This window comes from Aggregatimonas sangjinii, from assembly GCF_005943945.1.
GTDB classification, from domain to species: Bacteria; Bacteroidota; Bacteroidia; order Flavobacteriales; family Flavobacteriaceae; genus Pelagihabitans; species Pelagihabitans sangjinii.
Genome location: NZ_CP040710.1, coordinates 3282050 through 3301202 on the forward strand (window position 1 = coordinate 3282050; position 19153 = coordinate 3301202).

17 protein-coding genes are annotated in these 19153 nt (G+C 43.4%); 7 read left to right on the forward strand and 10 right to left on the reverse strand.

Going from position 1 to position 19153, the window contains the following annotated elements; all coding sequences use genetic code 11:
- Window positions 1-22 precede the first annotated feature (22 nt).
- The 6 genes from FGM00_RS13755 to FGM00_RS13780 all read right to left on the reverse strand — a co-directional run bounded on the left by FGM00_RS13755 (window position 23) and on the right by FGM00_RS13780 (window position 7124).
- Window positions 23-865, reverse strand: coding sequence for an OmpH/Skp family outer membrane protein (locus tag FGM00_RS13755; RefSeq protein WP_138853464.1), 843 nt, complete (start codon window positions 863-865; stop codon window positions 23-25).
- 233 nt (window positions 866-1098) lie between these two features.
- Complete coding sequence (locus FGM00_RS13760) at window positions 1099-3720, reverse strand: BamA/OMP85 family outer membrane protein (protein WP_236262787.1); 2622 nt, start codon at window positions 3718-3720, stop codon at window positions 1099-1101.
- 16 nt (window positions 3721-3736) lie between these two features.
- Window positions 3737-4477 carry an isoprenyl transferase gene (locus tag FGM00_RS13765; RefSeq protein WP_138853466.1) on the reverse strand — a complete coding sequence of 247 codons (741 nt, stop codon included), beginning with the start codon at window positions 4475-4477 and terminating at the stop codon, window positions 3737-3739.
- Between the two features lie 6 nt (window positions 4478-4483).
- A complete protein-coding gene (porG, locus tag FGM00_RS13770) occupies window positions 4484-5179 on the reverse strand; it encodes a type IX secretion system protein PorG (protein ID WP_138853467.1) in 696 nt (231 codons plus the stop codon).
- A 402-nt stretch (window positions 5180-5581) separates the two neighbouring features.
- Window positions 5582-6463, reverse strand: a complete 882-nt coding sequence (locus FGM00_RS13775; RefSeq protein WP_138853468.1) for an NAD kinase — start codon at window positions 6461-6463, stop codon at window positions 5582-5584.
- Between the two features lie 4 nt (window positions 6464-6467).
- On the reverse strand, window positions 6468-7124 hold the full coding sequence (locus FGM00_RS13780) for a CBS domain-containing protein (protein WP_138853469.1): 657 nt from the start codon (window positions 7122-7124) through the stop codon (window positions 6468-6470).
- Window positions 7125-7314: 190 nt separating this feature from the next.
- Here FGM00_RS13780 and FGM00_RS13785 point away from each other — a divergent pair, with 190 nt between their 5' ends.
- The 7 genes from FGM00_RS13785 to clpX all read left to right on the forward strand — a co-directional run bounded on the left by FGM00_RS13785 (window position 7315) and on the right by clpX (window position 14546).
- The gene (locus FGM00_RS13785; RefSeq protein WP_138853470.1) at window positions 7315-8028 is read left to right on the forward strand and encodes a pyridoxine 5'-phosphate synthase; all 714 of its coding nucleotides are present in this window, start codon (window positions 7315-7317) and stop codon (window positions 8026-8028) included.
- A 33-nt stretch (window positions 8029-8061) separates the two neighbouring features.
- Window positions 8062-8835, forward strand: a complete 774-nt coding sequence (locus tag FGM00_RS13790; protein WP_138853471.1) for an alpha/beta fold hydrolase — start codon at window positions 8062-8064, stop codon at window positions 8833-8835.
- 118 nt (window positions 8836-8953) lie between these two features.
- Window positions 8954-10462: an SGNH/GDSL hydrolase family protein gene (locus FGM00_RS13795; RefSeq protein WP_138853472.1), complete on the forward strand. Its 1509-nt coding sequence runs from the start codon at window positions 8954-8956 to the stop codon at window positions 10460-10462.
- 76 nt (window positions 10463-10538) lie between these two features.
- Window positions 10539-10886 carry a phage holin family protein gene (locus FGM00_RS13800; protein WP_138853473.1) on the forward strand — a complete coding sequence of 116 codons (348 nt, stop codon included), beginning with the start codon at window positions 10539-10541 and terminating at the stop codon, window positions 10884-10886.
- A gap of 95 nt (window positions 10887-10981) precedes the next feature.
- Window positions 10982-12304, forward strand: a complete 1323-nt coding sequence (tig, locus tag FGM00_RS13805; protein WP_138853474.1) for a trigger factor — start codon at window positions 10982-10984, stop codon at window positions 12302-12304.
- Between the two features lie 229 nt (window positions 12305-12533).
- Window positions 12534-13214, forward strand: a complete 681-nt coding sequence (clpP, locus tag FGM00_RS13810) for an ATP-dependent Clp endopeptidase proteolytic subunit ClpP (protein WP_138853475.1) — start codon at window positions 12534-12536, stop codon at window positions 13212-13214.
- A 96-nt stretch (window positions 13215-13310) separates the two neighbouring features.
- The gene (gene clpX, locus FGM00_RS13815) at window positions 13311-14546 is read left to right on the forward strand and encodes an ATP-dependent Clp protease ATP-binding subunit ClpX (protein WP_138853476.1); all 1236 of its coding nucleotides are present in this window, start codon (window positions 13311-13313) and stop codon (window positions 14544-14546) included.
- A 77-nt stretch (window positions 14547-14623) separates the two neighbouring features.
- On the opposite strand, the gene FGM00_RS13820 is transcribed toward clpX, so the two are convergent.
- From FGM00_RS13820 to FGM00_RS13835, 4 genes are all read right to left on the reverse strand, one after another.
- Complete coding sequence (locus tag FGM00_RS13820) at window positions 14624-15181, reverse strand: dienelactone hydrolase family protein (protein WP_138853477.1); 558 nt, start codon at window positions 15179-15181, stop codon at window positions 14624-14626.
- Window positions 15182-15357: 176 nt separating this feature from the next.
- On the reverse strand, window positions 15358-16086 hold the full coding sequence (locus FGM00_RS13825; protein ID WP_138853478.1) for a hypothetical protein: 729 nt from the start codon (window positions 16084-16086) through the stop codon (window positions 15358-15360).
- Window positions 16087-16454: 368 nt separating this feature from the next.
- A complete protein-coding gene (locus FGM00_RS13830; RefSeq protein ID WP_138853479.1) occupies window positions 16455-17597 on the reverse strand; it encodes a helix-turn-helix domain-containing protein in 1143 nt (380 codons plus the stop codon).
- Window positions 17598-17606: 9 nt separating this feature from the next.
- Window positions 17607-19121 carry a GH3 auxin-responsive promoter family protein gene (locus tag FGM00_RS13835; protein ID WP_138853480.1) on the reverse strand — a complete coding sequence of 505 codons (1515 nt, stop codon included), beginning with the start codon at window positions 19119-19121 and terminating at the stop codon, window positions 17607-17609.
- Window positions 19122-19153 lie beyond the last annotated feature (32 nt).

Here is a 19153-nt window from a genome sequence, read left to right on the forward strand (position 1 = left end):
ATTTGAGTGTTACTATTCGAGATTAATCTTTTGTCTCTTCTTCTGAATTATCGTTGGTATCTTTTTTTCTTTCTTCTTGTTTCGCCTTCCTTTTGGCCTCACGTTCTTCGAGCAATTTTTTCCTGCGCTCCTCATACGCTTTTTTGCGTTCCTCTCTCAACTTTAGCTGCGCCGCTCGTTTCTCGTCGGCGGTTTTGGCTTTTGCCTCACTGGCCTGCTTTGCTTTCTCCTTCCGCGCTATTATGGCTTCGGACGGTTGATCTTCTGCCGGCTCGCCATCTTCAAAATCATCAAGCAACTTTCGGTCCTTTTTCTTAGGCGTACTTACCTTTCGCGTTCTGGCTATCTGTCTCAAAACCAAGTCGCTGATATCATGCCTTTTTTCGGCATACAACATTACGACATCTGCCGATCTATCAAAAATAAAATCATATCTTTTATTGGCGCCTATGGTCTGTACCTCATTAAAAACTTGATCTTGTATGGGCTGTATCAATTGTTGCTTCTGCAATACCAAATCGCCCTGGGGCCCGAACCGCTTTTGCTGATACTCGATCAATTCTCCTTCCAAAATCAAAATCTCCTCTTCCCTTTCGGAAATTAGTTCGTCCGTCAAGAGCACTTTTTCGGCCATCAAATCTTTCTTCATCTGGTCGATAACACTTTGCTGCTGCTCGATCTTTACTTTCCACTGCCCGACCTTGGTCTCCAGCTGTGAAGATGCCGCACGATATTCCTCTACATTTTCAAGAATGTACTCCATATCCACATAACCTATTCTAACTCCTACCGCACGCTGTGCAAAAGTAGCGGACGTTACCAAAACCGTTAGAACGACTAAAAGAACATTTGTTTTGTACTTCATTATGATTACGTTTAATACCATAGAAAATATCGTGCCAAAAATACTAAAACTTTTAAGATGAACCACTTAGGTGTCCGTTAATAAAAGAATAGGACCCATAACAAAATAATTTACATTTTGTCATCCGATTTTTAACGTCTTTAGTTTCTCGATATGTTATTTTGTTTAGCTACGTTTTTCAAGACTACCTTTTTGTCCCGAACACCTTGTTGTCGGGTCATCTAAAATAATGATCAAAACTGTTGGCCAATAATGAAGTGTGTTTCCCATCCGTTCGCTCCTCCTAGCGGATTCTGGTTGTCGGCATCGAAGCCATACCCAAAATCAATCCCTAAAAGTCCGAACGCCGGCATAAAAATTCGTAGCCCCACTCCGGCCGACCTTTTAATGTCAAACGGATTATAGTTCTGAAAATTGTTGAAGGCGTTACCGGCTTCTAAAAAAGCAAGTCCGTAAATAGATGCGGAAGGCTTTAGGGTTAGCGGATAACGAAGCTCTATAGAGTATTTGTTATAAATTATCGCTCCTTCCGGGCGACCCGTTAATGGGTTCAAAGGGGTTAAGGATTGATTGTCATATCCTCTAAGCCGCACAACTTCCCGACCGTCCAAAGTAAAGTTACCCTGGCCATCGCCCCCTACGAAAAACCGCTCAAAAGGCACATTCCCGATATCGGTATTGTAACTGCCCAAATATCCGAATTCGGCATTGGTACGCAGAACGAGTGATTTATTACCGCTACCCACTAAGGTAGTGTACCAATCCCCTTTAAATTTTAGTTTGTAGTACTCCAACCACTTGAAACGTTCTTCCTCTAACTGTTCCCGTTGCGCATTCAATGCAGCCGATTCGGTCTGAAAATCCGGGGCATTTGGGTCCAAAGCGCTTATTTCTTCCAAAATCCTGTCACTCTCCTCCCGAATGGGCTTGAAATCCTTATTGGAAAAAAGGGAATACGGCGGAGTAAGTTTTGCAGTGATTTCAAAATTAGAGCCTCCCTTTGGAAAAATTCTACCTCCCTGAATGGAATTTCTGGATAAACCAAAGGTATATGCGAACGAATTGGATTTCCCGTTTCCAAAACTAAAAAGTCCGATATTGTAATTCTTAAAATCGTAGAGCTGATACCCTAGGGAATGAGAAACCGTAAAGAAATCGTCCGGCCACTGCACCCTTTTGGCAAGGCCTAGCGAAACACCCGTAATGGAAAATTGTTGATCTTTATTCGGTTGAAATCTGCCCCTACTATCTCGGGTAACCCCAAACTGTTGCGTTCTGGAAAGATTCAAGTTAAACCGCACGGGCTTTTTGCCACCCAGCCACGGTTCCGAGAAATTAAGACTATATACCCGAAATGTTCTACTCGCCTGTACCCGTAATGCGAAGGTCTGCCCGTCGCCCATGGGCACCGGCTTATACGCCTTCTTATTAAAGATATTCTGCATAGAGAAGTTATTGAACGATAGTCCCAGCGTACCGATGAAACCTCCTCCGCCATAACCACCTTGCAATTCTATTTGGCTAGACCCCGATTCCACCAAATCGTAATTAACGTCTACGGTACCCGTATTCGGATTGGGATTTATAATATCCGGTTGAATTTGCTCGGCATCGAAAAAGCCCAACTGCTGCAATTCCCGAATGGTACGTACGATATCCGCCTTACTATATTGGTTTCCGGGTCTTGTACGAAGTTCCCTAAAGATGACGTGGTCGTTGGTCTTATCGTTACCATTTATGGTTACGTGGTCTAAAAAGGTTTCCTTGCCTTCGATAATCCTTATTTCGAAATTGATGGTGTCATTTTCTGCAGAAACCTCGACCGGGTTTACCTGCGAAAAAAGGTACCCGAAATTCTGATAAAGGTTGGTAATATCATCGGCATCGGGCTTGCTATCGTCTGCGATACGCTCCCGTAAAAGTACCCCGTTATAGGTCGACCCTTTTTTTATACCCAACTGCCGTTCCAATTGCCGGTCGGTATATACGGTATTCCCCACAAATTCGATATCGCCAAAATAGTACTTCCGACCTTCCTCTATCTGCAGTTTGATATCGATGTTGTTATCATTAACCTTAATTACCGTATCTGATACGACCCGAGCGTCGCGATAGCCGTTTTTTGCGTATTCGTCTATCAATAATCCAAGATCATCCTGATAGTCCTTCTTGATGAATTTCGATTTCTTCCACAAACGCCAGAATCGTTTTTCCTTGGTCTGCTTCATCGCGCCCAACAATTTAGCTTCCTTTAGTTGTTCCCTGCCTTCAAAGATAAAGTCACGAATCTTGACCTTGTCACCCTTTTTGATATTGATGACCATATTTTGGGTGTTGTCACCCACCGTATCGGTCGCCGTGGCAATGGTGACCTTGGCGTTGAGATATCCTTCTTTTTTATATTTGTTTTCGAGGTAGTTCTTCGTGTTGGCAATAAGACTCTGTGTAATCTTTTTTCCCTTCTTAAGATCAGTATCATCGATTATAGATTCGACTTTACGCTTTTTAACACCATACACCGTAACGTTGGACAAAGTCGGACGTTCCGAGATGACCAGTTCCAGGAATATTTGGTCTCCCTCTACGTTCGTTACAAAAAACTCGATATCGGTAAAAAGCTCAAGCCCCCACAGTTTTTTGATTACATCGCTGATCTGTTCCCCGGGAATGGTAATCGGCTGGCCGACCCTGAGACCGGTGTAGGTCTTCACCGTCTGTTCGTTATAACTTTGCAGACCACTTACTTCCAAACCTCCTAAAATGTACTTTCTGCCTTCCTCATAGGAAATATCCTGGGCGTTAGTAAAAAAGGTGGTTAAAAATAAAAGGAGGATAAATGGGGATGAAAGCCGCAAAAAAAGTCTTTTGCCGCTAGCTGAGTTGTTCGCTTGTTTTTCCAAATCTTCGTTCTCTGTTCTGGTAATTTTTTATGGCCTCTACCAAATGATGCTCTTTAAAATCGGGCCAAAATACATCGATAAAGTATAGTTCGGCGTATGCAATCTGCCAAAGCAGAAAATTACTGATTCGATGCTCACCGCTGGTACGTATGAGCAAATCTACATCTGGCAAATCGTGCGTGTAAAGATGGTTATTAATAATGGTTTCATCAATACTTTCGGGAGAAATTATATTATTTTTAACTTTGCCGGCTATCGCTTTAACGGCGTTTTTCAGCTCTTCCCTCGCGCCGTAACTCAACGCCAAAGTAAGGGTCATTCCGGTATTCCGATCCGTCTTCTCCATAACCTCCAAAAGTTCTTTGTTCGCTCTTTTGGGAAGTGAGGAAATATCACCGATGGTATTGAGTCTTACATTGTTCTTCTGAAATGTAGGCAGCTCTTTTTTTAAGGAAGAAACCAGAAGTTTCATTAAGGTATCTACCTCGATTTTAGGTCTGTTCCAATTTTCTGTGGAAAAGGTATATAAGGTCAGGTATTCGAGCTTCAATTTCACACAGTTCTCAACTGTGGTACGCACCGTCTTCACTCCATTTTCATGACCGAATACCCTAAGACGTCCTTTTTGTTTGGCCCAACGGCCATTGCCATCCATAATGATCGCGATATGTCTTGGAAGGTTGTGGGCGGTAATATTATCGACAGTGTTCATACAATGTTACTCGAAACAATCCATACAAGGCTTTCTACCAAAAGTGTAGGTGAGGGTGAAGCCTGAAAAAACGTACCAATCGTCACTATTAATATTTCCAAAAGTAACATTAAATTGGTTTGCTACGGGCAAATCTTCCGGGTTGTTGGCATCCAAATTATCGGTAAAGGTATATCGGGCTCCTATTTCGACCCCCAGGATAAGGAATTGGCTTAGCCTCATTTTAGCGCCCAGGGTCATAGGAATCGCCAATGCACCATCTTTTTGGTTGGCGTCGACCAGCTGTCCCAGATCAAAATAGTTGTAATCATACCTAAAATAGGTAAGACCGGTGTAAAGGTAGGGCGTAAAGGCAGGCCCTAATTTATGTAGGTTGTAATCGACGAAATTCCACTCGAGTCCCGCCGAGGCCTCTAAGATGGAATTATCTACGACATAATTTCGTTGTTGTCGGGCGCTTATGCTGGAATTCGCGTCTTTTGCAGTGAATTTCCCGTAGGTAATGCTGCCCCTCCAAGCATAACGCTTGCTTTTGTTCCATTTGAACACCCCGCCCAAGGCCGGGCCTGATGGTAAAATATAATTGGTTCTCCCGACATCGCCAATATTGTTGGCCCCACCCGCGAAAATCCCTATCTCGTAGGTTTGGGCATTTACGCTAAAGGCAAGTACAGAAAAAACTATAAAAAGGTACTTTTTCATTTAATACAAAAGTTTGCAAATATAGCATATAGGCGCAATTGTGAAGCACCCACAAAAGTGTTCTATCTTGATAAACAGCTTTAAATCGTATTTATTGTCATGACGGATTTGTTTTGGGAAGTATTTAAAGAGGAGTTTTAGAAACAACGAATTTTCAATTCGAAACTTGCAACGGCTGCACTTTGATAGAAAAGACCGCGGCAATCGGAGCGTTGCCATATGCATCAAATCATATTTGATTCACAATAAAAAATTTCTTGAAACCAACTATCCCCGAGGCAGAGCCGTCGGGGAATTATTCAGATTAAATTTTAGGTAAGAATATTTCCACATTAAAGAAGCCGATTCGTGTACCGTTAGGGTATAACATGAAAACAGAATGGTTTTCAAGATCTTGGCGTATCAGTTACGCCGGTCTTCGCCCCATAGCAACTTGTTACGAAGGGTTTTTAGGAAGCTCTCCGAGGTGTACTCGATCATATTTACACTAAACGGCGCTTTACGGATAACGATTTCTTGATCATTCTCAAGCGTCGCAATACGGGAATCCAACGATACCAGATGGGTTCTTTCACGACCTGACACCTTCAATCGAATAATGGTATCGTCGGAAATCACCAAAGGTCTGGCGTTTAAATTATGCGGTGCGATTGGGGTAAGTATAAGCGATTTTGCAGAGGGTGCAATTACGGGCCCTCCGCAACTTAATGAATATCCTGTAGATCCCGTAGGGGTTGAGACAATCAAACCGTCCGCCCAGTAAGAGGTGAGGTATTCATCGTTTAAATACGTCTCTACGGTAATCATCGAAGTCGTATCTTTTCTACTGACCGTTATTTCGTTAAGGGCAAAATTAAGCGAATCGAATTCAGGGATGGGAAAATCGGCGGAAATAGAGACAAGGCTGCGCTCTACGGTGCGATAAGCTCCTTGCACAAACTCCTGCACTACCTTTCGCACTTCTTCCTTTTTAAACGTAGACAAAAAGCCTAAGCGACCGGTATTGACCCCAACTATAGGAATTCCCATATCCCGCACAAAGGTAGTCGCCCGAAGAATAGTACCATCGCCACCAAAGCTCACGAACATATCAAAAGAGCTATCCAGTCCTTCTGATATGGTAAAGGTTCCAAAACCGGAAGTCTCCAGTTCGGTAGCCAATAAGGTATTGAATTCTTGCTCAACAGAGACCTCTGCTCTTGCTTTTTGAAGTTCTTCAAGTAATTGCCCGACATATTTGATCGCATCGTCCTGATAGGTTTGACCGTAGATAGCGACCTTCATAGCCCTATACGTTTAAGTATTTATCCAAGTAATCCGACCGTTGTTTCAAGTCCTCTAAAAACTGGTCGTCGTTATTCCCGAAGAGTACATTATAATTATACCTTCTAAAGGTCTGGGCAATATCGTTGAGGTTGGCCGTGCCTATCTTTATGGTGATCTGAACTACGTCGTTCTGCATTTCCGTAATAAAACCGCCTATAAACCTCGTATTGTTGCTCTCTACGATCTGTGCAATCTCGCTAAATGAATAATCCTTTATTCCTTTGGCGACGACCAGAATACTTCCGGGGTCGGTAAAGAAAGGAGTGTCGATAAAAACACCTACAATATCGGTCAGGTCATAGTAGCCCAAGACCATGCCATTCTCATCTATTACAGGAATCAAGTTTGCCTCGTTTCTGGCAAAAGTCTCCAAGACATCCAACCAAGAGGTTTTGGCCAAAACGAAGACGCTTTCCAAATTGAACCGAAAAGCTTCTATTTTTTGGTCTTCCTCAAAACTCTCCAAATCCTCTTCACCAAGTACACCGATCAAAATGTTGTTCTCGACCACTGCTACGTGAGAAAAGGTATTCTCCTTAAAGAACTTAGCCACCCTTTTTAAAGGATCAGCGATATCGAAAACGGGTATTTCAGAAATGATGTGTGACTGTAGCTGCATAACTTTAAATATTAACGCAAATTACTAATAAAAATTTCTAGAGGCCTCTTAATAATAGAGTAATATCGATAAGACGATGATTTGGTCGGGTGATAACCATTTCCTCCGAAAAGTCGATTCTTTTTCAACCATACTGCAAAAGGTATGCCTAATTTGTATTTTTGTGCATTCATCCATGTAGATCAGACCAATGACAAAATTGAGCGTAAATATCAATAAAATCGCTACCCTACGGAATGCCCGTGGTGGCAATGTGCCCGACTTACTGAAAGTGGCCGCAGATATCGAAAATTTCGGTGCCGAAGGCATTACGATACACCCAAGACCCGACGAACGGCATATTCGCTATCAGGATGCGCGCGACTTGAAAAATATCGTGACTACGGAGTACAACATCGAAGGAAATCCGAATCAGAAATTTATAGACCTTGTATTAACCGTTAAACCGGAACAGGTGACCCTAGTACCGGACGGTGTTGATGCGATTACCTCCAATGCAGGATGGGATACTCTTGCCAATGCCAGTTTTCTGCGCGATGTCATCGGCACTTTTAAAGCGGCGAACATCCGTACCTCTATTTTTGTAAATGCCGACCCAAAAATAGTAGCGGGGGCAGCGGATACTGGTACTGACCGCATTGAACTGTACACTGAAAGCTACGCCGAAGCTTTTTCGAAAGGCGATACATCCGGAATAACCCCATTTATTGCAGCTGCCGAAATGGCCACTTCATTGGGTTTGGGCATCAATGCCGGACACGATCTTAGTTTAGACAACATTCAGTACTTCAGCGAGCAAATACCCAATCTACTGGAGGTTTCCATAGGGCACGCTTTGATATGCGAGTCGCTTTATTTCGGCTTGGACAACGTGATCAAGATGTACCTGAATAAGTTGAAGTAACGAAAATCGAGTTCAAACTAGAAATCCTTCGCGATGAAAACAATCTTACATGCAAAAATCATAGGCACGGGTCAACCTTTTATCATCCTTCACGGTTTTCTAGGCATGTCAGACAACTGGAAGACCTTAGGGAATAAATATGCCGAGAACGGGTATGAGGTGCACTTGATCGATCAAAGGAACCACGGGCGTAGTTTTCATTCGACCTATTTCAATTACGATCTACTCTCAGGCGACCTAAGAAGCTATCTCGAACACCATCGGTTGAACGATATTATACTAATGGGACATTCTATGGGTGGTAAGACGGCCATGCAATTTGCATGCGACCATCCAAACCTTGTGCAAAAATTGCTGGTCGCCGATATCGCTCCAAAATTCTACCCGCCACATCATCAGCAGATTATCGACGGGCTCAAGGCGCTTGATTTTGATCAAATATCCTCCCGAGGCGAGGCGGACGAAGAATTGGCGAATCATATCGGTGATTGGGGTACGCGACAGTTTTTGTTGAAAAACCTTTATTGGGTAGATAAGGAACGTTTAGCGTTTCGCTTTAACTTACCCGTTTTAAGCGATAAAATGAATGAAGTCGGAGAGAATATCGGGACTACAAGTCATTTTAACGGGCCTACCCTATTCCTTAAGGGAGACCGTTCGGAATATATCGTAAATGCCGATCTGCCGGAGATCAAGCGACACTTTCCACAAGCCAAGCTGGAGACCATAGACAAGGCCGGACACTGGTTGCATGCCGAAAATCCGAACCAGTTTTTCGATAAGACCATGCGATTCCTAAATTCTTAAAAAAGCACAACTATTTGTTATGCATGCATAATTTATTGACCATAAAGTTGTCTTAACCATAATTTTACCTAAATTTGGGTCTATCCTAACAAACTAATTAACTCAATACCCTCGACTAATGAAAAAAATACTAGCGTTAATGGCATTTTCCGGAATGCTTTTGAGCTCATGTAGTGACGATGATGTTACCACACCGGAAGAGCCTACAGCACCGACACCGGAAAATTTTACTGCCGGTTCGGCAGATTTCTCCAACTACGTAGCTATCGGAAACTCGCTTACCGCGGGGTATTCCGATTCGGCCCTTTTTATCGACGGACAAACGGCCTCTTACCCTAACATGCTGGCCACTAGTTTCATGGCTGCTGGAGGCGGTTCTTTTAGCATTCCCCTAATGGCCGATAACCTAGGCGGATTGACTTTAGGCGGGCAGGCACTTACCGGATTCGGCAACCGATTGATTTTATCGTTTGCCAGTGGTTCACCCTCACCGGTGGCCAAAGATGGAGCGGGAGCTACCGAAGTCTCTACTATCCTAAGCGGACCTTTTAACAACATGGGGGTCCCTGGGGCAAAAAGCTTTCATTTGGCAGCACCCGGGTATGGCAATATTCAAAATTTGGCCGTAGGTGCGGCGAATCCATACTACGTTCGTTTTGCTACATCTCCAGATGCTACCATTATAGGTGATGCCGTAGCGCAGTCGCCCACTTTCTTCACGCTGTGGATTGGGAACAACGATATCCTAAGTTATGCTACCTCCGGTGGTGCGGGAGTCGACCAAGAGGGAAATCTAGACCCTACGACCTACGGCGGAAATGATATTACGGACCCCATGGTCTTTGCAGGCGTTTATGATGGATTATTGCAAGGATTGACCGCTGGCGGTGCACAAGGAGTCGTTGCCAATCTGCCCGATGTGACAACAATACCCTATTTCACCACGGTGCCCCACAACCCTGTGCCCTTGGATGCCGATACCGCAGTCCTTTTGAACGGAGCCTACGCTGCCTACAATGGCGGTCTAGCGCAACTACAGCTTGCCGGACTTATCGATGAGGATGAACTGGAGCGAAGAACGATTGCGTTCGAGGCCGGAGAAACGAATGCCGTGGTACTCCTGGACGAAGACCTAACGGACCTAACCGCTATTGATCCGGCCCTGATCAACATGAGGCAGGCAACGGAAGATGATCTTTTGGTGCTCACCTCGCGTAGTTTTATCGGTTCTCTCGCCGACCCGGACAATCCCACTTCGATCAACGGGGTCGCGATTCCTCTGGCCGATCAATGGGTATTAACCCCCGAAGAGCAAGCCGCTGTGAGTGCGGCAACAGAAAAATACAACGCCACGATAGAAGGACTAGCTACTCGCTACGACCTCGGCTTTGTTGATGCCAATGCATTTTTACAAGTAGTCGGGAGTACTGGAATCGACTTATCCGACGGCAGCACTGTGACGGCAACGTATGCTACGGGAGGCGGTTTCTCCCTAGACGGGGTACATCCCTCACCACGGGGCTATTCCCTGTTGGCCAATGAATTCCTAAAGGTTATCGAGGAAAAATATGGTGCTAATCTACCTGACGTGGAACCCTTGGAATATACAGGGCTATACATCGATTAAAACAAAACAATTTTATACTTTTAAAGGTGTCGGTTCTTCCGGCACCTTTTTTGTTTAACCCGAAATCAAAACAGCAATGAACTTCATCCTAAGATTACTCCTAAGTGCCGTGGCGGTCGTGGTGCTATCGTATGTCCTACCACATGTATCGGTAGACGGCTATGTTACCGCGATTATCGTGGCGCTCGCTTTAAGTTTGCTCAACTTTATCGTAAAACCGATAATGATTATCCTGACGCTTCCGATCACCATACTCACTTTTGGTCTTTTCTTATTGGTGATCAATGCCTGTATCATACTCTTGGCCGACTATTTTGTGGACGGTTTCAATGTAGATGGCCTCCTTTGGGCAATACTCTTCAGCCTTTTGTTGAGTTTTCTGCAATCGATCTTATTTTCGTTTTTCAAGAAGGACAAAAAGTAATTTAAACAGCGGAACAAGCTGTGTTTGAAAAACTTGTCCGAACCTATAAAATGTAGTATTTTTGCATCCCATTAAAAACAGATAATCCATATCAAATGAATATCACCAAGGAGCAGATAGATGATTTGAACGCCGTGGTCAAAGTAGCCATTTCCAAAGATGATTACCAAGATAAGGTAGATACTATTCTAAAAGATTACCGAAAACAGGCTAATATTCCCGGTTTCCGAAAAGGGCAAGTTCCCATGGGACTTATTAAAAAACAATACGGAAAGGCCGTACTTGTTGATGAGGTGAACAAACTTTTACAGGATAACCTCAACAAATATCTCACCGAGGAAAAATTGGACGTTCTGGGCAACCCATTGCCCAAGCAGCAGGATAACTTTGATTGGGATAAGGATGATTTCGATTTTGAGTTCGACCTAGGTCTTGCCCCGAGCTTTGAAGTACCGTTGAAAACGAAAAAACCGATCACACACTACAAGATCACGGCCGATAAGAAAATGGTCGACGAGCAGATTGACCGTATTCGCAAGCAGTATGGCAAATTGGTTCAAAAGACGGAAGTTGGGAAAAAGGACGAAGTAACGGGTACTTTCACCAGCGAAGCCGATGAAATCAACAACAAAGCTACGCTCGAATTGGACAAAATTGGCAGCAAAAAGGCGATGAACGCACTTCTTGGGAAAAAAGTAGGCGATGTGGTAAGTTTGAATACCAAAGGCCTTCTTAAAGAGGACTATCTACTCTCCAGCACCTTGGGCATCCCGGCCGAGAAGGCGAAAGACCTTAAAATAGATGTTGATTTCACCATCGAGGAAATAAATGAAAGAGAACCAGCAGCGCTAGATCAGGAGCTTTTTGACAAACTTTTCGGACCCGATACCATCAAATCCGAAAAAGAATTAAAGGAACGGATCAAAGAAGATTCCGAGAAGCAATTTGAACAGCAATCGGAACAGAAGTTGCTCAATGATGTGACGGAATATTTTATCGAGAACACGAAGTTCGATCTTCCAACCGATTTTTTGACACGGTGGATTCAAATGACAGGCGAGAAGCCGTTGACTGCCGAAGAAGCATCCGAAGAGTTCGAGAAATCGGAAAAGGGATTGCGCTATCAATTGATCGAGGGCAAAATCATCAAAGACAACAACGTTCAAATCCAATTTGAGGAGTTGAAGGAATTCGCCAAGGGTTTCATTAAATCGCAAATGGCGCAGTTCGGACAATTGAACCCTGCCGAGGAAGAGCTCGACACCATCGCTGCAAGAGTGTTGGGGAACGAAGATGAAGTAAAGCGCCTTTCGGAACAGTTGATGAGCCAAAAACTATTGGCTCTGTACAAAGAGAAGGCGAATCTTAAGGTAAAGGAAGTTACCTACGACAACTTTGTGAAAGAGGTTTACGGATAGTTTTCAAAGAAATAATAAGTATCTTTACGGTGCCGAAAGTTCTATTTTCGGCACCTTTTTTAATAAAAAATTCGTTTAGACTTTTTCAATCGACTAAAAAGTTTAAACGAGTTCTAAGCAGATTTAGGAATCGAATATTCCAGACTACCGACAACATTAGAAAGTTTCGGTTCATTATACGGCAATAAGGTTTCTAGACCAGATTGAAAACCTCGAAGAAAGATAGCAAATGGATTACGGAAAAGAATTCAAAAATTACGCAATAAACCATCAAGGCATCAACAGCAACTACTACGATCAGATTATAAGTAGTATGTATCCCATCAATATGACTCCGAATATCATCGAAGAGCGTCAAATGAACGTTATCGCTATGGATGTGTATTCCAGATTGATGATGGACCGTATCATCTTTTTGGGAACCGGCATTAATGATCAGGTAGCCAACATCGTTCAGGCGCAGCTGTTGTTTTTAGAGAGTGTCGATGCCTCCAAAGACATTCAGATTTATATCAATTCCCCAGGCGGTAGTGTTTACGCAGGACTTGGCATTTACGACACCATGCAGTTCATAAAACCGGACGTTGCCACAATCTGTACGGGTATGGCGGCCTCTATGGGGGCAGTATTGCTTTGTGCAGGGGAAAAAGGCAAACGAAGCGGACTAACCCATTCGCGGGTCATGATTCACCAACCTATGGGAGGCGCGCAAGGCCAGGCCAGCGATATCGAAATTACTGCGCGTGAAATCCTTAAATTAAAGGACGAATTGTATGAAATAATCGCCAGCCATTCAGGACAAACGGTCAAAAAAGTGACCGAAGATAGCGATCGTGACTATTGGATGAAGGCTGATGTTGCCAAGGAATATGGTATGATCGATGAGATTTTGGTAAGGGATAAGAGCTAATTTCGACGAAATACCCAATTCTTCGGCTCTATAACATAAAATCGGTAAACCAAAAGCGGTTTTCTTTTGTTAGTTTTACCGATTAAGGACATTATTATGGCAAAGGAAAATTTAGAATGCTCTTTTTGCGGACGCAAGAAACCGGACACGAATCTTTTGATTGCGGGTCTTGACGCCCATATTTGCGATCGTTGCATCGAACAGGCCCACGGTATCGTTGCCGAAGAATCGAAGCAGACCAAAACCAATGACCTCTCTGCCGAACTTGTTCTTAAGAAGCCTTTGGAAATCAAGGAATTTCTAGACACTTTCATCATAGGCCAGGAACGCACCAAAAAGGTGATGGCGGTCGCGGTATACAACCACTACAAACGTCTTTTGCAACCCAGTTCAAAAGACAGTGATATTGAAATTCAAAAAAGTAATATCGTCATGGTCGGGCAGACCGGTACCGGAAAGACGCTTATGGCAAAAACCATAGCGCGTATGCTTAACGTGCCCTTGGCCATAGTCGACGCTACGGTACTCACCGAAGCCGGCTATGTAGGTGAGGATGTTGAGAGTATTCTTACCCGTTTGTTACAGGCCGCCGATTACAATTTGGAGAAGGCCGAACGAGGTATCGTTTTTATAGATGAAATCGATAAAATAGCCCGTAAGGGCGATAATCCATCAATTACCAGGGATGTTTCCGGTGAAGGGGTGCAGCAAGGACTTTTAAAGTTGCTTGAGGGTACGGTCGTCAACGTACCGCCAAAAGGGGGCAGAAAGCATCCGGACCAAAAATTCATCGAGGTAAATACCGAAAACATATTGTTTATTGCAGGGGGCGCCTTCGATGGTATCGAGCGAGCCATTACCAAGCGATTGAATATGCAAGCGGTGGGGTACAGTGCCTCGAAATCGGATGAGAATCTAGACGAGACCAATATGCTACAATATATCATTCCGAAAGATTTAAAAGAGTTCGGTCTGATTCCCGAGATCATCGGTCGATTACCGGTGTTAACGCACATGAACCCGCTTGACAAGAAAACATTACTGGCCATTCTGACCGAGCCAAAGAACGCCATCATCAAACAATATGAAAAGTTGTTCGATATGGACGGTATTTCGTTCAAGATTACCGAGCAGGCGTTGGATTACATTGTTGACAAGGCCATTGAATATAAATTGGGGGCTCGAGGGTTACGATCTCTATGTGAGGCGATTTTTACGGACGCCATGTTCGAGATGCCCAGTAGTGGTGAAACCGAATTCAAGGTAACGAAACCCTACGCAGAAGATAAAATCTCTTATGAAACCATCAAAAAGCTCAAGGCGGTTTCTTAGTAAGAAGTTGACGTACTTAAACGAATAAAAAATGCCCTTCGCAATGAAGGGCATTTTTTATGATATACTACCAGTAATTATACTACTTTTTTAACCTCTTTCGGTTTCGCGGTTACCGCAGCCAAAAGATCTTGGCATATCTTACCGATAATTTTTTCGTCGGTGTAGAACTCGTGTCCGAAGTCCGGCACTATTTCTAAATGCTTGGCCACTTTCTCGCACCATTCATTATCGGGGCGGTATTTGTCATTACCCCCAAAAAGTAAAGTTGTTGGGCAATCCGGCTTTAGATTTTCCATACGAACGCGCGTAGCCGAAACGGCGTACAACGATTTTGCCGGCAATCCTTTCAGTGCCGCTTTCCAAGCAATCGTACCACCCGTACTGAAGGCGAGGTAATGGCTAGGCTCTTTTTCTTTTTTGAGCAAATGTGCTACGGCGGTTTCGATACCTCCTTCTACAAATGCAGTATGTAAGTTTTCTTTTGATTGAATGGTAAGGTCGACATTCGACAACTGTTGAATATCATAAAAAACGATATTGTAATATTGTTGTAAATATCCCAAGTAAGAGGTGATCCAGAGGCCTTTTTTGACACCCCACATATCAGATAATACTACTAGTCTTTCAGCCATAGTTTTTGATTCAATTAGACATTTAAGGTTAAGTTGGAATGGCCAATTTGTACTTAAAACGACAGAAAACCATATTTATTTGTTCATCTGGGTCAATTCTTCGATGTAGTTCTTATACAGCCGTCGAATAGACCCCGTTCAACTCCTTTACGAACACAGGCGGAGATTACATTTCATCAATAGTCGATATGTATTTCATTGACCTTATTTCTTTTTCCTTCCAACGTTTTTACGACTTCTGTCAATTGCCCATTTTTTCGGAAGGAAACGATAATGGTAAGTTCTTCATCGACCAAAATGTTGCCCTTGATTACAGCATTTACGTTTGCCCCCACCCACTCTGTTCGGGTTCCTTCATTGGAAGTGGACGATTGGTATTTTAAATTTTCGGCTCCATAGTTTTCGACCGATTTCACGCGCTCGAACCCCATCTTCTCCGAATAGAAATAAAGGCTCACAAAGTCTTCATCATCAAAGGGTTCCGTGTTCTTAAGATGAATGTGTAACGGCTCGATCTTGGATAACTCAAATACCATTGGGACCTCGTACTCGGTAATCGAATCCAGATAAAGTTGTCCATGATAATCCGATTCTTCGGTATAAGAATCCGCATTTTCCAAATTGACGAAAAACTCATAAAAAGCGGCGTTTTCAATACTCTTTATGGAAATATCGAATGCACCATTACCATCGGTATGGGCATTTCCCGATTCTATTCTCTTGTCCAACCCAAATTGAGCAACCCCATCTGCCCTTATTTTCATGTTGGGAATACCTTGCTTGGTATCCCGGTCGATTACCAGTCCGGAAACCACAATCGCATCTGCGCTATCTTTTTGACATGAAATCGGAATACCTAGTAGCACTATCGTCACTACCAAAGCTGTAAAAACCACTGTCTTCATTTTTACTCTTTTGTCAGAATTACAGTTATGACATTCGCATACGAAAAAATAAGTGCCGTAGACATACCCAGAACCTTTCGAGGATACTTCCTCTACAACAGGTTTCCGAAACGATACACCCATACTGGATCTTACGCCTTATCCAAGCTTAGTCAGTCATAGCACATCGTCCACAGAGGCAAAAACGCTTTCCATGGAGCTCTAGGAAGACCATTTAATTTTGGGGAATCATATTCGGGGCCATACTCAAAAGAATGCTCAGGGCTAGCGTTCTCATCATCCTAGGTTTTGTACGTTAAGCACGAAACTATGACCATGGGCGGGTTAAAGTGTCCAAGATTATACAATTCGGAAGTATTCGGACAAATTTAGCCTCGTGAAGAATGGTACTTGCGGTATGCTGTGGGGGTCTGACCGGTAAATTTCTTGAAAGCGGTATAAAAGGTAGATTTGGAGTTAAAACCGCATTCCAAGCCGATGGCGACTATCGTATAGTCTTTGAAGTCCGTATCGGATAGTAATTTTTTGGCATCATCTATACGCAGCCCATTGATATAATCGGAAAAATTCCGCTGGCTAATTTGATTGACCAAGGTCGAGAGTTTTCCCGTACTCATGTCAAGCTCTTCAGAAAGTCTTTCAAGACTTAGCGCGGGGTCGTAATACTTTTTTTGCCCTACAATGTAGTGGTGTATTTTATTGAACTCCGCTTCCTGCTTTTCGCTCTTTCTACTCACGTTGTGGGTCAAGCTAGCCGGGGTAGTTTCATCCGTAAGGCCAATCTGGCGCCGGATAACGACACGGTCTTTCAACAAAACATATCGAAAGAACGCCTGGTACCCTATCCAATAAATCAATACAGAAGAAGCGATACGAAGGGGATAGTAACTATGCGGTGCTTTGATAGCATCGGAGAAAATATTGAGCAAAACGGCAATTCCCCAAAGAACAAAAATGATTCCGCCCCATTTAATGAACCGTTTGATCCAATTTAAATCGTCAAACGGAAGTATGTCGGGATAAAGGTCGGAATAATTGAAAATCAATCGCACGGCCTTACCGAATATAAACAAGGAATACAGCAGGGTTATGGCATCTTCAAGTGCATTGTAGGTCGAAATCGCATCAAAATCCAAGACACCCTGATCGACCAAAACCAGTACGATGCTCCTCGCCAACAATTCTGCAATAAAAACAGCAATGCTTAATCGAAGAAAGGGGATGCGCCTTTTCTCAAGATTCAAATAATAGATCAAAAAGGCATAGAACATGGGCAGTATCAGTACGTACCATGGAAAAACAAAATGTTTTAGGAAGAAATGATCAAATACAAAGCCTTTTGTGATGAGCCACGATTGCAAATTGTTCAGCGAAAGGAAAAACACCAGCAGGTTCAAAAGCACCACCGGTCTTTCGATTTTCTTTCGCACCAAGAAGGTGCCGATATTGAAGGCAAATCCTTGGACAGCGCCAGCGATCAATAAAAAATTCAGGACAGCGGGAACATTCATAACGTAGCGTTAGCCATTCATTCTAAGCAGTTCTTCAATATAATCCCTTTTGTTCGAAAGCCGTGGAATCTTGTGTTGCCCTCCCAGCTTATCCTTTGATTTAAGCCAATCATAGAAAAGGTTTTCACGGGCCGCATGCACCGTAGGCATTTTCAAGGTAGTATTGTTGTGGCGTTTGGCTTCATAGTCGGAATTCAGTGACTTCAAGGCCGTATCAAGAAACTCGGTAAAATAGTTAAGATCTGCGGGCCGCTTCCTGAATTCTATAATCCATTCATGTGCCCCTTTTTCCTTACCGGCCATAAAAATCGGTCCTGCGGTGTAATCCTTTATTTCCGCCCCTGTTTTCACACAAATATTCTTCAAAGCCTCTTCCGCATTTTCTATAATGAGTTCTTCCCCGAACACATTAATGTGGTGTTTGGTACGTCCCGTAACTTTAATACGATAAGGCGAAATTGAAGTAAAACGCACGGTATCCCCAATCTTGTAGCGCCACAAACCAGCATTGGTGGTTATAACTATCGCGTAGTTCGTGTCTAATTTCACTTCCCAGAGCGGAATGGCTTTTTGTTTAGGCGTACCATACTCATCCATAGGAATGAATTCGTAAAAAATACCATAATCGAGCATCAACAGGAGGTCGTTTGCATCGTTTCGATCTTGAATGGCGAAAAAACCTTCCGAAGCATTGTAGATTTCGTAGTATTTAAATTGATGACCCGGCAGTAGTTTACGGTATTGTTCTTTATACGGATTAAAACTGACTCCCCCGTGAAAATACACCTCTAGGTGTTCCCAGACCTCGAACAGGTTTTCTTTACCGGTCTGCTCGAGCACCCCGTTTAAAAGAACGAGCATCCAGGAAGGCACCCCGGACAGACTAGTGACCTTTTCCTGGGTGCTTTCGTGTATGATGGCCGGCAGTTTCTTTTCCCATTCGCTCATCAGTGAAACTTTACTGCCGGGCGTACTGCTTAGCTCTGCCCACAGAGGCATATTGTCTATGAGAATTGCGGAAAGGTCTCCGAAAAACGAACCATTGTCTTCATAAAGTTCCTTACTCCCGCCCAAACGGAGCCCCTTTCCGGTAAATAGTTGTGAATTCTCATTATTGTTCAGGTACAGACAGAGCATGTCTTTGCCCGACTTAAAATGGCAATCTTCTAAAGCCTCTTCGCTTACCGGGATAAACTTGCTTTTGGCATTGGTAGTACCACTACTCTTGGCAAACCATTTGATGGAGGTCGGCCAAAATACATTTTGCTCACCCTTTCGGGTGCGTTCGATCATGGGTTCTATTTCTTCGTAAGAAACGATCGGCAGTCTGCTCCTAAAGGTCTCGTAATTGGTAATGGACTCAAACCCATACTGTTTCCCTATTTCGGTATCCTCGGCGATATCGAGCAACTGGTGCAAAACTTCTTCTTGAACTTCCCCAGGATATTTCAAAAAAAGTTCGATTTGATGATACCGCTTTTTCAGCAACCACGAGGCAATCGAATTGAATAATGGTATGGGCATTTTGGGTATCTTTGGTTTTAAACTGGATGAGT

Coding starts and splice junctions, on each gene's coding strand:
- FGM00_RS13755 (WP_138853464.1), bottom strand. CDS start 865: ATGAAGTACAAAACAAATGTTCTTTTAGTCGTTCTAACGGTTTTGGTA.
- FGM00_RS13765 (WP_138853466.1), bottom strand. CDS start 4,477: ATGAACACTGTCGATAATATTACCGCCCACAACCTTCCAAGACATATC.
- porG (WP_138853467.1), bottom strand. CDS start 5,179: ATGAAAAAGTACCTTTTTATAGTTTTTTCTGTACTTGCCTTTAGCGTA.
- FGM00_RS13775 (WP_138853468.1), bottom strand. CDS start 6,463: ATGAAGGTCGCTATCTACGGTCAAACCTATCAGGACGATGCGATCAAA.
- FGM00_RS13780 (WP_138853469.1), bottom strand. CDS start 7,124: ATGCAGCTACAGTCACACATCATTTCTGAAATACCCGTTTTCGATATC.
- FGM00_RS13785 (WP_138853470.1), top strand. CDS start 7,315: ATGACAAAATTGAGCGTAAATATCAATAAAATCGCTACCCTACGGAAT.
- FGM00_RS13790 (WP_138853471.1), top strand. CDS start 8,062: ATGAAAACAATCTTACATGCAAAAATCATAGGCACGGGTCAACCTTTT.
- FGM00_RS13795 (WP_138853472.1), top strand. CDS start 8,954: ATGAAAAAAATACTAGCGTTAATGGCATTTTCCGGAATGCTTTTGAGC.
- FGM00_RS13800 (WP_138853473.1), top strand. CDS start 10,539: ATGAACTTCATCCTAAGATTACTCCTAAGTGCCGTGGCGGTCGTGGTG.
- tig (WP_138853474.1), top strand. CDS start 10,982: ATGAATATCACCAAGGAGCAGATAGATGATTTGAACGCCGTGGTCAAA.
- clpP (WP_138853475.1), top strand. CDS start 12,534: ATGGATTACGGAAAAGAATTCAAAAATTACGCAATAAACCATCAAGGC.
- clpX (WP_138853476.1), top strand. CDS start 13,311: ATGGCAAAGGAAAATTTAGAATGCTCTTTTTGCGGACGCAAGAAACCG.
- FGM00_RS13820 (WP_138853477.1), bottom strand. CDS start 15,181: ATGGCTGAAAGACTAGTAGTATTATCTGATATGTGGGGTGTCAAAAAA.
- FGM00_RS13825 (WP_138853478.1), bottom strand. CDS start 16,086: ATGAAGACAGTGGTTTTTACAGCTTTGGTAGTGACGATAGTGCTACTA.
- FGM00_RS13830 (WP_138853479.1), bottom strand. CDS start 17,597: ATGAATGTTCCCGCTGTCCTGAATTTTTTATTGATCGCTGGCGCTGTC.
- FGM00_RS13835 (WP_138853480.1), bottom strand. CDS start 19,121: ATGCCCATACCATTATTCAATTCGATTGCCTCGTGGTTGCTGAAAAAG.